Source organism: Lacihabitans soyangensis (assembly GCF_024343775.1).
GTDB lineage: Bacteria > Bacteroidota > Bacteroidia > Cytophagales > Spirosomataceae > Leadbetterella > Leadbetterella soyangensis.
Genome location: NZ_RJUF01000053.1, coordinates 1 through 14,740 on the forward strand (window position 1 = coordinate 1; position 14,740 = coordinate 14,740).

Consider the following 14,740-nt stretch of genomic DNA (forward strand, 5'->3'; position numbering starts at 1 on the left):
CACCCGGTACAACTGTTCCACCGTACTGTATTAGTGCCAGTTTTGGACCATAAATTCCAACATTACTTTGAATAAAGTCATTGCTTGTAACACTACCCTCTAAGTATGATGGAAGCTTAGATCTGCTATAGATGGCATAAGCATTGTTGGTACTACCGCCAGAGGCTGTGATAAGGCTATCTATAAATATACCGTACGCTTCGTGTGGGTTGGCGGCATCTGCACCTGTAGCTTGTACAAAACCAACACCAAAGCCAACAGATTTTTTAACAATACCGCTAATATTTCTATTGCTGATAGTTACCCCATAGGCTTCACCTACCGTAGCACCGTTATTATTGTTTCCAAGCTCAATATTACTAGCTTTTATAAAGCTACCTGTACCTGAAGTATTAATGCTACCTTTCATAGAAAATATACCTTTATGAAAAGTAGCATCACTTGCCTTAGAACTTGCTCTTAATGCTAGAGCACCGGGCCATTCATCGGTTTCGGCAACAACTTTATTAAATAATGCCGCGTCTTTGTTCCAAACACTATCTACAACTTGAAGTCTGGCCGCTGGAGTTAATGTTCCAATACCAACGTTACCGTTGTCTTTTATTAAAAATCCTGATTCAGCAGGTCTTGCAGTTGTTCCATCTGAAAGATTGGTTAGTTTGACTTCTGTATTTGTAGGGTCGTTGGTCCACTTACTGCCACTTGTTACATTTGTGTTTACCCAAATGGTACCGTTGTGAAACCAATTGGTTTTGGTGTCGGTGTCATAAACCTGTAAACCAGCAGTAGGGGCTACAATGGCGGTTCTTTGAGCGGTTGTCATCCTTGGCAGCAAAAGACCTTTGGTGGTACTTTCCATTTCAAGTACGGCATTTGGATTAATGACAGTAGGGTTGTCGCCCACTTTTACTTGAGCAGAGGCAGAAATACCCGCCAAAACAAGAATTGATAGAAGTAATTTTTTCATTTGTTTGTTTTTAAATATATTATTTTTTTGAACTATATTGATTAAGAAAAAGATACCCTAGAATGCCTCATAAACTGCTTTTTTACAAAAACTTGTTTATCAGTTCACGTTTTTCATTGTTTCCAATGTTTGTTTGAGATTGCCTTAGTATAATTTAGGCTAAGGAAGAATCCAATAAAAGAGTAAATGCTTGCTCATTAAATTTTGGGGGTGGAAATTGTGGATTTTGAAATATACTTTCAAACCTATTTCTGTATTGGGCTATTACATTATTTCTGGTGCTATCAAAGTATAAGACTTCTGGTGTATTTAAACTTGCTACATCTAATGGCTGAGAAGGCCTGAAGCTAGGAAAGGCCTGAATTGGTATTAAAGTAGGTTTTTTATGCAAGACCTGGGCACCATTTGTAAGTGTTAATATAGCCTGGGTGTTCATTGTCAAGGAACCCCGTGAAACGTCAAATATAGCTTGGTTTAGTGTAAGCGAGCAAACTATGTATAAGTCGCCTTCCAACGCCACATGATTTTTACCAGTTATCTTGAGATTATTTACTTTGCTGTTTTTTGAAAATATTTTTGTGGAGCGATTGGTTTGGAGAGTTAATGTACCCGACCCCACTATTGAAGTACTATCAAGGTACAAGTCAGAGAAAACTACGAGTTCGGCTGATCCATGAATACCGAGCGATTCATTGGATACATAGAAGCCTTGTTTAGGCTGAGCTAACGCTGCCAAAACTGGTTGAAGACTTACCAAAGTAAGTAAAATAAATAAGTAATTAAAGTAAATACTTTTAGTCAAATTGCTTTTATTTTGGCATTGCTGAATAGAACCCTTAAAATTATGTTAATTGCTATTCTGAATATCTAGTCGATATATCTGGGGGCGATATGTTACTTTTTGGGGGTGATAATTGGTTACTGAAGACTGGTTGCTTGGTATTAGTTGCAGGTTATTGAAGACCGGTTACTTGTTGTTGTTTTAATTGATCATTTAGAGAGCCGGGGTGGATTAGTTGATGGAGGGTACAGAATAGAGATTGATAGTTAAAGGGTGTTTGTAAGACTTGGATTATGTTGTTTGTTAGTTTCCACTTTTTTATACTTTTGATGTCTGAAGACATTAATAGAATTTTGATGTTGTGTTTGAGAAGTATTAAAAATAGTTTTTCAAGGCTAAAGCTTGAACCTTCTACCTGTATGATAACCAAATCAAAATGATTGTTGCCTAAGAGGTTATCTACGGTTTCAGGAGTTTTTAAGGCATGTGACACTACATAATTTGTACGATATAGCCATATCTGGATGGTCATCCTGAGGATATCGTCTGGCTCTACAAGAAGTACTTTTAATGGGTCGATAAAAACTATTGGTTAATAGTTTTATGAGACCAAATATTTTACGAAGTCGCGAGTGTTTGATGTTTTTTGGTGATTAAAAGGCAAAAATGGTGTTTGAAGAACATTATGCCGAGTTAAGTATCACAAATACCTACTAAAGGTTTTTAAAGTTTTGTACATACTTTGATAGTTTATTAAAGTCTGCTGGTCTTTGGACTGTGACTAGTGCTGTTGTGGAGAGTATTGAAGCTGATACTTCAAAGTGTTTTTTGAGGGCACTGGGGTTGAGTAATTGGTGTGGCAGTGGAAAGTACTTTAATAGTTCCACCGGGCCAATCAATTCAGATGAGTTGGTGTTATGCTCAACAAACGGTATAATTATTATGAACTGCTTTAGCGGGTAAGTGTTTGTGCTGGATGAGGAAGATTTTAGTTTCATTATATATTTATCTTTACCTTCCCATGCCGGGGATAGGCTAGAAACATCAATACCTAAGCCTTCGGCCGTGTTTTTCCAAATTTTTATTTCGGGGAAAGCTGGGATCACGGTAGCGGGGCTATGGGGAGTAATTGCTACGAGGTCGTCGGATAGAACATTAAAGCCCTCCTTGGCAAAGGCGGTTACGGTTGTGGACTTGCCCGCACCCGGAGTACCCAAAAAAACTGTGGCTTGCCCCTGATGTTCAAGAGCACTTGCGTGCAACATAAAGTGACCTCTAAGGTGGAGTAATATACCGATGGCTTCACTTAGTATAAAAATTCGTAAGAGACCAATTGGAATGTTTCCAAGTTTTTGATATGTAATGTTGTTCGCTGTGATTTGTAAGGCGACCATATTGGGCCAAACTAAAAAATGTCCCGAATGGTGAAAGGCATAAAGGGCCTGGGCTCCAGCTCTAAATATTTTTGTTTGTTCTAGGGTTGGTAATGTGATAATTCCTTGGGCTATATTGACATCATACTGGCCTGAGACGGCTGGAGGTAGCAAAAGGTCAATATCGGACGATATGTTAAGATTAAATGCTCTCATTTAGTTTTTGTATAATTTGAAATGCTTTGTGCCATGTTGTCTCGCTTATGTTTCAATAATTCCTGTACAGAGTAATCATGTTTAATAAATTGGTCAGGGCATGGTAGATTCTTGGGTATATTGACAAAATCTTTTTGATTTTAAAACTCAGAATCCTAGAGACTATTTTCTTAATGCTTGTCATTTAAGTACTCATTTTGTTCGATTGTCACCCCTATCTTGTCATTATTAAAAAATAAGTAATTGGTAATTAAGTAGATTGCGTTCAGTAAATGTTTTAAAACAATTTTAGGAAATTTGATTTAATAATTTTACTTTTTGGGTTACCTGTTTGGAATATAAAAATATTTCAAAAGGTTATATTAGAGGGCATCCATGTTGTGGGTGCTCTCTTTTTTGTGAGGTATTTACCTAATTCAAAAGTTGTATGAAAGCATTGCACCAGTGAGCAAAAAGATATTGTACTGCCCCCTTATGGTGAGGCTAAAGTGTTTATTATATAGACCCATGAATTTACTACAATTGGGGGTGGTTTGAGATTTAATTGGTGATGTAGGGATTTCTAATTGAAAAATGACTTTTTGTTTATCGGATTGGACAATAATTTTAATTCCAAGCAATTCACTGTATTTCTTAATAATTGAGAGGCCCATTTCTTTTTTAGGGAGGGCTGTAATTCCTTTAGGTGCATTCAAAAAATTTGTAATATCCTCAATCTTATGGTTACTCATGTCTGGTGGATAATTAATTACTGATAGAATGCATTTATCATCTTTCTCTGTAGTAATAAGCTCGATAGAAGAACCAAATGTACTGTTCTTCACTGCATTATCTAAAAGATTTTTAAGAATACTTTGAAATAGGTAAGGGTTAGTATATATCCTTTTTTGCAAGTTGTAATTTTCTACTATCCCAACTCCACTGATATTTGCTAAATATCGATAGGTTTGCATGATTGGATTTATGATATAAAACAAATTGGTAAATTCTAAAAAATTAGGGGATGTTGATTGAGACGAAGCCCCCCTCTGTAAATCTAAGAATACCTTTTGTAGCTCACTTCCATAATCATCAATTTGTTTTGAAATTTGCTCAATTTTATCGAACTGTTTGTTTCTAATCAAAAAAGCTATGACTTCGGCTAGTCCTTGATAACTTGTAATTGGAGATTTTAAATCGTGCAGAATCACTTTAAGTTTGTTTTCGTGATTGATGTTTTCATTTTTTATTTTTATGAACCGACGAAATGAGATTATACCAATTAGGAATACCGCTATAAATGTTAGGCTATTTAGTATCAGCAAAAACTTGACTGTTTCAACTGAAATATTTAGTGACTGCAAAAATTGATTGAGGGTTACTTGGGTGATTGTTGTCATGAAGGTATATGTTGAACTCCAGCCAGTATGGTGGTTAAAGGAATGGAAACCTCCTGAAATACTTAGTGAAACTTTTGAAAAGAAATCCAAAAATACCAAGGATTCACTATACCAGTTTTTGAGGATTTTTTTAAGACTAAAAAAATAAAAATCAGCTAATGGCAAAAAAGATAAATTCATAAGATTTATGGTAGAAAATATGGTATAACTGCATAATAAGAATAAACTTTAATCAACATTTGACAATTGGTGATAAGTTACTTTTTTTGGTGACGAATACAACTTTTTTCCTTTTACTGCCTTCCGAATATGCCATTTAGATGTCATCAAGTTTCAAAAAAGCTTAAATAAATCCTCCAAGTATTTCTTAAGCTCAGGGTATATCATATTAATCAACCGAACTAAAGACCTGAGGAGCAGAAAATATGCAGTAATAATAAAATTATCTTTGTTTAACTAGTTCAATTAAATTTGTTAGTAGAGTAAATTTCTCGAATTCGTACATGGCTTATAACTAGAAAGAATGCAAATTGTCCTTGATTATTTGTAATAATGGTATCAAGTTCCGTGGCCGAACCCTTATTTAGAACACTAGGGAAGCTAAGCTCTACGAAAAAAAAATTTAGAGGAGCGTGGGCAAGAAACTTTATCAGGCTTTAGTTCATTGAATGGGTTTTAAGATGTTAATGGATATAATTTTTAAACAATATTTTCTAAAACGTATGAGAAATTTTGAGTGCAATTTTTTGAGTAAAATCAGGCTAACAAACTTATATATATTGAACTTTTACGTAGAAATACATAACAGCATTAAAAAAATATATTAAATATTAATTTTACTCGGCCTACTTAAAATAAAGTGCACCACCGAAAAATAATTACCAGTTAAACATATTTACTCCTTTGCACATTAACTAAGAAGGTCTTGTTTTGTTTAATTTTATATATATTTCTGTGATTTTAGTCAAATCGGGCTTTCGAAGAATGAAATATAGATTGCGATTTTTAAAAATGTCTAATATGTTAAAGGCTGATTCACAACTTAGTGATGTATAATTTCTAGTGCTTTTTTAGGTCATTTTCTTGTGTATAAATTCTGCCCAAGAATTAATTGACATCTTTTAAGGATGAAGACACATGGTCGTTTCATGCTGGTTATTCTGGTGGTCTCCATTGGTATTGAGCAAGAATAACAATTAATTACCCACTTTCTTATTGAGACAATTGAGAGATTTTATCTGAAAATTCTTATAATTTGATGAATAACATTAGAACTCATCTTTATAATTAAAGGATTATTCGGCCAAAGATCAAAACCCACTGAGATATACTCTACTTGACGGGCAATCGAGTTCTGAGTCCTACGGTTAAAGTCGAAAGATTTCAATACAATTAGCCGCGGGTTTTATGATTAGAGTTTTAGGGATTTTTAAAAAAATAGAGTAGAAGAATGATACCCCTACCCTATTGCAATACATATCTTTCCTTGATATTTTATCTATACTACTTAAACGTCCACGGAAAAAAGTATCTTTTGCAATATTAAAGCGTACTTTTTTTAAAAAATATCATTATTGGATTTATATACATCACTTGCTATTTACTGGTGATAATTGGAATTAATTCTTTTTTTTAAACGCTCTGAAAAATGTTGATCTCTTTCATTGGTCCTACAATCGTCGCGTTTTAAGAACTTTCTAGATGATAAGTTACAAATAAATTGTCCGACGAAAATATTAAAAGTTAAGGCCTTATCATGAGGGAAAACTATCTAAGCGTAGCATTTCAAAATTGGTAATAAGCGATTATTAAATAATAAGGAAATGGATTGTGACCACAGAATTTAAGGGAATTAAAAAGCTTTATAACGAATTCAGTAGTAAATGTTGGTAATTTGGATTCGGCTTAACTTTTGGATTTGATTCTGTTTATTGCCACTCCCAAATGGGTTTAAACTGTTCTTCTGTAAATTCTCCTATCAAGAACTTACCCGCTTTTTCGACCCACGCGTGTGCTTCTAAGCCTTGATTAGATAGTTTCACACCTACCACGAGTTTGGCCTCGGTATCCTTAGACATAAAATATTTTAGCGTTAAGGCCTTTGGTAAGCAAGTGAAACCAAATGGTATGTAGTTGGAAATGCCATTTATGCAAAAAATTAAATAGGGTACGTTTTCAACATGGCTTCCTCTCAGTTTTGCGTATAATTTTCGAAATAGTGAGAAAGATAAAGTAACTAAAAGTAGTTTGAAGACACACAAGACCAAGAATACGTAAAGGAGTGTAAACACTTGATGGATGGTTTTAATATTTTGGGTACCTTTATTCATATGCATTTGATTAAGTCATTGATTTATAGAATTCTAGTTCACAGCTATGGTCAATTTCCTAAAACCCTATGAAAAACTGATACTTAGCAAAATCAGGGGCAATATATTGTTTGTTGGTTAAATTCTTGAAATTGCTACCTTTTTTATTATTTATCATTGTTTAAACCAAAACACTTCAGAAAATAGGCTCCAATATGGCGGAAGGTTTACTCATTTATTCAATCGTAGCTGCAGCACTTGATTCCTTTCATTATTAAACGCCTCTAACGATTGATAAAGATGTTACAGTTCGATTCTATTTCGAAAGCGTGCTCGCTATAAGCTATTACATCGCCTAAGTACTTATTGGAGGTACTATTTATTAAGTAGGATTATGCTGAGCCGGAAATGAAAGAAGGGTTTTACTTACAGATACTAATTCAAATAGAATAGTTTTATTTGGATCTATACTAAGCAGATTTTTTGTCTTGCTTAAAAGGTAAGTTTTCCATTATTTTCATTGTTGATTTGGGGAAAATGCCCAAGGGAATAGTTGATATAAATCTGATGGAGTAAGGAATTTTGAAATGATTAATAATTAAATCGTCGTTGTTTAAGTCTGTGATTTTAACGGGATTAATGGCATACTTTTCATGTATTTTGATGAAGGTTTCTGGAAATTTAGTCAAGAGCTTGGATAGTGAGCCAGAAATCGTGTAAGTACCCCACAAGCAATATACATTACAATGGCTTATTTTAGCTTCAATAAACAGAATATCTTCAAAACTAATCCTTTCAATTTCTTTATTTAGACTTTTTAAAAAAAGATAATTTGGTTTTTTAGGTGAAAATTTCTTTCGGTTACAAGTCGTAAAGGTGTTGATCAAAGCTTTATTTGCTAAAGGATTTAAAACAAGCTTATATTCCTCATTTTCTTCCTTGAAAGAGGTATTTTTATAAAGTGAGTATTCCTCAAAAGAGAATGTATAGAATATTAGTTTAATGCCTAACATCGCCCGTTTTTTGATTAGTCTTTGTGACACGTCATATCCATTGATTTTTACCCTTGCTATAATAATATCTACATTACCTTTTCCTGCAAAGATTATCCCTTGATTAATGTTATCAGTCACTACAATAGATCTATAGCCGGCTAATCTTAGATGCGTATCTATTTTTTTTGCCTCGGATTCGGATTGATAAATTACTAGAAATCTAGTATCTTTCTTTCTCATTGGTTTTTTGAAATATTTATAATTTAAAACATTTCAAAACTATGCCGTTGTGTTCTTTTAGAAATGAAGTGGTACGTGGATTACTAATTTGAGTACATAAGTAACTATGTCATAAAATGAAAAGGACTAGTAACTTTATAATTCAATATTATTTTCTAATTCTTGATACACCGAATCTCTTGTTTTGATATTTAAATTTGATTTTTTGTATAATTATTGAATTATTCCTATTTTAGCCAAATGTTTATTTTTCATGGGATGGAGAATCGTTAGAGATTATTGTTTTTAAACATCCATCAATTTCAGAAAAGTAAGTCCTGTAATAGGAATATCAGCCCTTTCAGGACATTATTTCCTAAAGTTGAACTAACTATTGACCGTCAGAAAGTTCCTCTTTAGATTTACCTTCGTTAAACAACGCAAATGTTTTGTGCCATGGCTGTTATAAAGAACATCCCGGATATCTATAAACATGCAGATGCTCAGGATATAGATTTGTTTGTGTTTGACCTAAACATGAGAGAAAACGCTATTAATGAATTTGTGAATTTGCGGATGCATATGTTCAGCTTTTTACAAACAGGAGAAAAACTAGTTACTTTTTCAGAACGTTCTGTAGCAATTAATAAAAACCAGTTTATCATATTAAAATCTGGGAATTTTGTGATAACTGAAAAAATTGACATTGAAGAGAACTATTATTGTAAGTTGATTTTTTTTAGTAACAAGATGGTTGATTTTTTTTTAAGTAAATACTCCAATTGGATAAAAAAATCTATTAATCTTGAATATCAACCCCCTTATTATTGTTTGGAGTCTGATGATTATATTGCCAATTTTGTTTCTTCATTAACAGCAATTCGAGGTCTTTCGGGTGTAAACGAAATTCGCTTATTGGAAATTAAATTTGAAGAATTGTTAGTATATTTGATTGGTAAATGCGGGCAGGAATTTATTGATTTCTTTTATTCTCTTGTTTCTTCCTCCATTAATATAAATCTCCGACATGTTGTTGAAACTAATCTTTACAATAACTTAGATTTGGATGAAATGGCCTTTTTAGCCAATATGAGCCTGTCAACTTTTAAAAGACAATTTAAGAAGGAATATAAAACCAACCCTGGAAGATGGATTAAAGAACGAAAGCTTAATTATGCAAAACTTCTAATGGAGCGGGAAAAAAAACATGCAAAGGAAATATTTGCTGATTTTGGTTATTCGAATTTATCCAACTTTAATTCGGCTTTTAAAAACCATTTTGGATTCCTGCCTTCTGAAATTGATGTCCAATGAACTGAATTCATCAAGAAATGAACCTTATTCATCTTTTTTTTCTTTTTCCTTTGTACTTAAGATTTTTTGTTGTAATCGTTCTGATTTAAAAAGTTAGAACTATATGGAAAGGTAACACTTAAAATTTGTTTTTGAATATTAAATTTTGTTTATGCCTTTTAGAAGTTTTATTTTTTTAGTTCTGGTTAGGTTAAAAAGTTATTGTGATTATGTTCTTTCTGCCGCTTGTTCTGAGTCAGACCTTAATAAAATTACAAGAAATTTGGGCCTTCTTCTAATAGCAATAGTAGTTTTCATATTGGTAAATCTACTTACCGTTCTTTATCTGCTTTACACATTGTTTTCAAATAATAATCAGACTTACCACATGGTGTTGGGTACCCTGGATACACTAGCATAGAACTCATTGGCTGAGCGATGAATGTATACCAAGACGTATTTTACTTTTATAATACCCATTAATATAAACACTATTTTTTTTTAATTTGCTGGGCGAATAAGTTGTGTAATTTTTATTAATAGTACTTTCAACTCTGGATAACATTATACTGATTTAGAAACAATTACAAGTGGAAATGCAAAATTCATATTTTCATAGGTTAATTGAGTTTATTTTACTTCATAAATTTCTTCATACATCTTTAAAATTCTAAGTTTGGGTATTTTTACTGTTATTCACTTTTATGAACTTTATCAAAGAATTCAATTGAAAATCTAATAGTGCATAACTTTAATCTGGTTCGTTATTCTTTTAAGGAAACCAAACAGAAGTTGGTTCTTTTGTAGAATTCTGTTGTTTTGGTTGGAACTAGATTTGTATTTATTTTAGGCTGTTATTTAATAAATAGGATCTCGTTAGCCGCAGTAGAGATCTAATTCAAGTAATTTTTTTTGGTACCTCCTACCTATTGTAATTTCTTTGACGAGTTTATGAAGTTTTATCTGGTAATTTTCCATCTTCTCTATTTTGGAAATGTTTACAGCGGTATTTTTATTCGCTTGAATAAAATATTCTTGTAGGTTGCTGATTGTTTTTTTTAGGGCAATTTTTCTTGCAAATTTACGACTATCACAGGTGTAAAATATGCTATAATTGCCTTCAACCTGTATATGACTAATATTATCAACAAAAATTTTTGTGCTTTTGGCATTTGATGTTTTAAATATTAAATGAGGCAATTGTTTTTTTATATAATTGACTTTGAGTTGGTTTAGTATCGCAATAAGAGTAAATTCATGAAATGGCTTCATAATAAAGTTGGACATTGGAAATTCAAAGACATTTTCGAAGTTGCTTTTTTCATCGGAACTAGTAATAAAAACGGTGGGTTTTTGTCTGAGGTTATTAAATAGCACATCTATAGTATTTTCGGTACCTAGGTATATATCCGCTAAAATTATATCAGGATTTAGGTGTTCTATCATTTGTTTGCCTTTGATTGTATTTTCTGCAAAACCCACTATCTTGTAGTTTGGATACTTGTGCAGCATAACCTCTATTTTACTTTGCCAAATGTAGTCGTCTTCGAGTATTAGTATTTCAATCATTATCTTTTTACTGTAATTATAATCTCATGGATCTTTGTTTAACCATAAAATTGCCAAAATTGGTTGTAAGTGGTAAATTTCGGGTGACAAAAGTCCTTATAATAAGTATTTATGGTACTAAATTGCATTTTTTCCAGATTTATTTATTCTATATTTAAAATGTCTAAAAAACAGGTTGTGATTTTGGATGATGACCCCTTGTATCTTTTGAAATTAGAGGTCATCTTAGAGGATTCAAACTTTAACATTATTGGTTCATTTGACAATGTTGAAGATACCAAGGCTTTTTTAGCAGAAAATGAAAACAAAGTTGATATTTTTATATCTGATTTGTTTATCGGTTCTAAAGTACTTGGTTGTGATTTAATTCATGATATTAGTCCTGCACCATTCCCTATTTTATGTATTACCAGTTCTTATGATGAGAATTTACATCTAAACTTAAAAGAATTAGTTTCGTACTATTTAATTAAGCCTTTCCACAAAATTACTTTGATTGATTGTTTGAATCGAGCCATCAACCTTTTTGAGGAGAAAAGGCTTCATGAATTCATTAGCAATCGTTATATCTTAATCAGTGTCAAACCTGGTGTACTTTGCAAGATAAATTTTGTGGATGTCATTTATCTTGAATCATCTGAGAATTATACTTATTTCTATACCAAACATGGCAAATTTGCCAAAAAACTATCGTTAAGTAGACTTTTAAGTGATTTTCTTGATGATAGGTTTATTCGAATTCATTCTAAATTTGCCGTGAACTCGGCCCACATTAGTGCTGTTAGTACAAAAGAGGTAAACTTAAAAACAAACCTTATGCTCCCAGTCTCGAGGGGTTTTAGGGAAAATATAAAGGATTTTATGATTCAAAAAGAAAAGTACCCTACAAGGATACTTTCTACCTATACTATTGAGTGAGTAAAAACACAGCCTTTAATAGACGTAAAATTTTTACATGATCAAAATTACAATTTGGTAGAGATTTCAATTCCTGTGAATAGTTTTTGGTTGATAACTTACAAAGTTCGGGTTATATCTTACCTTAATTTATAAAGTATCCAAGAAAAACGTTATTTTTTGGTTATTACAATAGATTGTTGATTCTTATGTCCATCTAGCTGGGAGCACTTGAGTATCACAAGCTTTCGCTTTGGTCCGGGTCTTCTTTTTACTATTTACGACTGTATCGTGATAGTCACTTCAAGACTTGGTTTTGCGTTGTACAACTTACAGAATTAAGTAAATTTGAATTGACATAATGCCGCACAAATGTGGTTTAAATCACATTAATGATTCCTGTATGATATTATTCACTTAGTTGTTATTCATACATTTTGTTCTTTGCTGTTCTACATGGCAGTTTAGATAATTTGGCAAACACAATACTCCTATTTTCTAATTTTTAATAGGATTTAATGTATTTTTCAAGTGCTTCTACCATTATGGCTTTGATTTTCTTTTTTTCTTTAAAGCCAATTTCACGCACTTTGTCAAAAAGGTCTGCTGGTAAATGAACTGTAAATCTAGTCTCCTCTACCCTACCCGTTGGTTTTGATATGGTAACTTTTTGCATTGGTGTGGTTGAAGGTGTCTCCATTAAATTTTTGCCAAGGTTTGACAATTCCAATCCAAATGCTTTTGCTTTATTTTCTTTTGCCATAATTAATTCATTTATTTTTACATAAATATGTAAATACATCAAACCATAAATACATATTTATGCAAAGATGTAAAACTAATTGTAAAATTGAAATTCTTTTTGAATATTTTTCTATGTAATTACAGCTTTGTGTATTTATGTAATAACATAATTATGTATATATATTTATATTAGAAATTGGCCAGAATTTCCTTGCACAGTGAAAGGATTTCTTCTTTGGCCTTATCATCATCGGTATCGAATACACCACCAGTCAAAGGTGACCTCGCATAACTGACTCTTTGGTGTATCATCGTTTGGTGAATAGGCATTTTGTACTGAAGAAGAAGTTCTTTAATGTCATCTGTCAAACTTGTTGATTTTTGTATCATATTAAGAACGATACCTGCTTTTAAATTCGGATGCTTTTTTTGTGCCTCAATAAGTAATTGAATAGTTGCTTTGATGGCCATCACATCCAATACACCAGCTTTGGTTGGGATTAGTACATAATCGGAAAGTTCGAAAAAGTCGGGTAGAAGTGTCGAAAGATAAGGTGGGGTGTCTATGATGGCAACATCATATTGATTTTGAACTTTGCCCAAGTTTTCGATAGGTACTAAATCAAGACCCTTCAAACCTACGTACTCACCCAAACCGGATATACTTCCCTGCGGATCGGAGTCGAGAACTGCCACTCGCAATGAATGTTTGAGGCAATAAGCAATATTTAGTGCCAGGGATGTTTTGCCAACTCCACCTTTTTGATGTGCTATCGTTATTATTTTCATTTTTATTGGTGCCACTGTCTACCTAATCACTTTGAATAGATCGTAAAACGGTTGGCCTTTATAATTTATATCACAAAGCTAAATAACAATTACTAAAATTTGAAATAATAGTTTATGTATTTATGTAATTACTCAATAATATATCCTTCATTATCAGGTATTTAATATCATTTCATGATTATGTATTTATGTAATTATGTATAATTTGAATTTTTCTAAATGGTTATAAATGATTTGAATACATCATTTATGACGAATTACCTCTTCCAAGATTTGACAAATGAAGACTCCCAATCTAATCATATTGAACACAAAACTAAGGTAACATACTGTGCCCAATCAATGTCGATAAATTTATGTTTCAGTTAAACCATTATTTTATAAAGGCACTAGAGATATTGCCAGACCTTACCAAAAGTAAACCACAATTTTTTAGTTATTAAAATATTCAAGGCCAAACCAAATTATACCTTGTAAATTTTAAATTTAGCATTTGGGTTAATTCATATTTACTTTATGGATTTAGCTTTCACAACCGAATGGCCACAAATACATATTTCTGTAATTATGTATTATTTCGAAATGGCATGGAATAATCACTAAAATAATTAAGGATAATATCGCCGAATGCCGTAAAAAGGTAGTATTATTATTAATAAATGTATAAAAAGAGTGAACAAATACATAAATACATCTTTATGTAATTATGTAACACCGGGATTCAATTAAGATATTAAATTTAAAGTCTCACGTTTACAGCCAGAATGTTCTAAACAAAAATGCAATTCCAGCACTGCAAAGGTTAAAGACATTGAAACGAAGATTTATAAACAACTAAGACCAAAGTATCACCCTAGCTCTTAGCAGAAGATAAAATAATTATCTAAAATACGTATTTATGTAATTATGTATTCTTACAAAATAGCTATCGCTTATATTGGAAAATCTAAATTACTGAGAAACCCTAAACCAAAAAATAGAGAATTTCCCTTAGAAATTAGATTTATCGGATTTATGTAAATATATATTTAAGTATTTATGGCAAAACTTAAAACGAACCTAAATCAAGTTTTAAATAGTTTATGAAACAATATCTTAAATAAGTATCCAAACACTAAAATAAGTTAACAAATTATCAATACATATTTATGTAAATACGTATTGATGTATTGGTTTCAAATGGAATATTAACTTTTATAAATAGGGATT

The 14,740-nt window shown here is 32.0% G+C and carries 12 protein-coding genes; 2 read left to right on the forward strand and 10 right to left on the reverse strand.

Features of this window, described 5'->3' with window-relative positions:
- The 7 genes from EGI31_RS13650 to EGI31_RS13680 all read right to left on the reverse strand — a co-directional run.
- The coding region (locus EGI31_RS13650) for a phage tail-like protein (RefSeq protein WP_510186412.1) at positions 1 to 967 on the reverse strand (967 nt) is incomplete at its 3' end.
- 154 nt (positions 968 to 1,121) lie between these two features.
- A complete protein-coding gene (locus tag EGI31_RS13655) occupies positions 1,122 to 1,769 on the reverse strand; it encodes a hypothetical protein (protein ID WP_255037786.1) in 648 nt (215 codons plus the stop codon).
- 151 nt (positions 1,770 to 1,920) lie between these two features.
- Entirely contained in the window at positions 1,921 to 2,280 is a 360-nt protein-coding gene (locus EGI31_RS13660) for a hypothetical protein (protein ID WP_255037787.1), read from the reverse strand.
- 181 nt (positions 2,281 to 2,461) lie between these two features.
- Positions 2,462 to 3,337 carry a hypothetical protein gene (locus EGI31_RS13665; RefSeq protein ID WP_255037788.1) on the reverse strand — a complete coding sequence of 292 codons (876 nt, stop codon included), beginning with the start codon at positions 3,335 to 3,337 and terminating at the stop codon, positions 2,462 to 2,464.
- Between the two features lie 416 nt (positions 3,338 to 3,753).
- A complete protein-coding gene (locus EGI31_RS13670; protein ID WP_255037789.1) occupies positions 3,754 to 4,716 on the reverse strand; it encodes a sensor histidine kinase in 963 nt (320 codons plus the stop codon).
- 1,928 nt (positions 4,717 to 6,644) lie between these two features.
- The gene (locus EGI31_RS13675; protein WP_310586216.1) at positions 6,645 to 7,052 is read right to left on the reverse strand and encodes a lasso peptide biosynthesis B2 protein; all 408 of its coding nucleotides are present in this window, start codon (positions 7,050 to 7,052) and stop codon (positions 6,645 to 6,647) included.
- Between the two features lie 443 nt (positions 7,053 to 7,495).
- Entirely contained in the window at positions 7,496 to 8,260 is a 765-nt protein-coding gene (locus EGI31_RS13680; RefSeq protein WP_255037790.1) for a LytTR family DNA-binding domain-containing protein, read from the reverse strand.
- 435 nt (positions 8,261 to 8,695) lie between these two features.
- Between EGI31_RS13680 and EGI31_RS13685 the strand changes: the two genes are divergently transcribed.
- Positions 8,696 to 9,553, forward strand: a complete 858-nt coding sequence (locus tag EGI31_RS13685) for a helix-turn-helix domain-containing protein (protein ID WP_255037791.1) — start codon at positions 8,696 to 8,698, stop codon at positions 9,551 to 9,553.
- An 855-nt stretch (positions 9,554 to 10,408) separates the two neighbouring features.
- Here EGI31_RS13685 and EGI31_RS13690 read toward each other — a convergent pair.
- Complete coding sequence (locus EGI31_RS13690) at positions 10,409 to 11,101, reverse strand: LytR/AlgR family response regulator transcription factor (RefSeq protein WP_255037792.1); 693 nt, start codon at positions 11,099 to 11,101, stop codon at positions 10,409 to 10,411.
- A gap of 159 nt (positions 11,102 to 11,260) precedes the next feature.
- Here EGI31_RS13690 and EGI31_RS13695 point away from each other — a divergent pair, with 159 nt between their 5' ends.
- Positions 11,261 to 12,019 (forward strand): LytR/AlgR family response regulator transcription factor, encoded by a 759-nt coding sequence (locus EGI31_RS13695; RefSeq protein WP_255037793.1) that lies wholly within the window; start codon positions 11,261 to 11,263, stop codon positions 12,017 to 12,019.
- Positions 12,020 to 12,503: 484 nt separating this feature from the next.
- On the opposite strand, the gene EGI31_RS13700 is transcribed toward EGI31_RS13695, so the two are convergent.
- Together EGI31_RS13700 and EGI31_RS13705 are read right to left on the reverse strand one after the other, a co-directional pair.
- Positions 12,504 to 12,800, reverse strand: coding sequence for a hypothetical protein (locus EGI31_RS13700; protein WP_255037794.1), 297 nt, complete (start codon positions 12,798 to 12,800; stop codon positions 12,504 to 12,506).
- 131 nt (positions 12,801 to 12,931) lie between these two features.
- Positions 12,932 to 13,531 carry an AAA family ATPase gene (locus EGI31_RS13705; RefSeq protein ID WP_255037795.1) on the reverse strand — a complete coding sequence of 200 codons (600 nt, stop codon included), beginning with the start codon at positions 13,529 to 13,531 and terminating at the stop codon, positions 12,932 to 12,934.
- Between the last annotated feature and the right edge of the window lie 1,209 nt (positions 13,532 to 14,740).

Excerpts from the sequence above, each read along its gene's own strand:
- EGI31_RS13660 (WP_255037787.1), bottom strand. The coding sequence starts at position 2,280 with ATGACCATCCAGATATGGCTATATCGTACAAATTATGTAGTGTCACAT.
- EGI31_RS13665 (WP_255037788.1), bottom strand. The coding sequence starts at position 3,337 with ATGAGAGCATTTAATCTTAACATATCGTCCGATATTGACCTTTTGCTA.
- EGI31_RS13670 (WP_255037789.1), bottom strand. The coding sequence starts at position 4,716 with ATGACAACAATCACCCAAGTAACCCTCAATCAATTTTTGCAGTCACTA.
- EGI31_RS13675 (WP_310586216.1), bottom strand. The coding sequence starts at position 7,052 with ATGCATATGAATAAAGGTACCCAAAATATTAAAACCATCCATCAAGTG.
- EGI31_RS13680 (WP_255037790.1), bottom strand. The coding sequence starts at position 8,260 with ATGAGAAAGAAAGATACTAGATTTCTAGTAATTTATCAATCCGAATCC.
- EGI31_RS13685 (WP_255037791.1), top strand. The coding sequence starts at position 8,696 with ATGGCTGTTATAAAGAACATCCCGGATATCTATAAACATGCAGATGCT.
- EGI31_RS13690 (WP_255037792.1), bottom strand. The coding sequence starts at position 11,101 with ATGATTGAAATACTAATACTCGAAGACGACTACATTTGGCAAAGTAAA.
- EGI31_RS13695 (WP_255037793.1), top strand. The coding sequence starts at position 11,261 with ATGTCTAAAAAACAGGTTGTGATTTTGGATGATGACCCCTTGTATCTT.
- EGI31_RS13700 (WP_255037794.1), bottom strand. The coding sequence starts at position 12,800 with ATGTATTTACATATTTATGTAAAAATAAATGAATTAATTATGGCAAAA.
- EGI31_RS13705 (WP_255037795.1), bottom strand. The coding sequence starts at position 13,531 with ATGAAAATAATAACGATAGCACATCAAAAAGGTGGAGTTGGCAAAACA.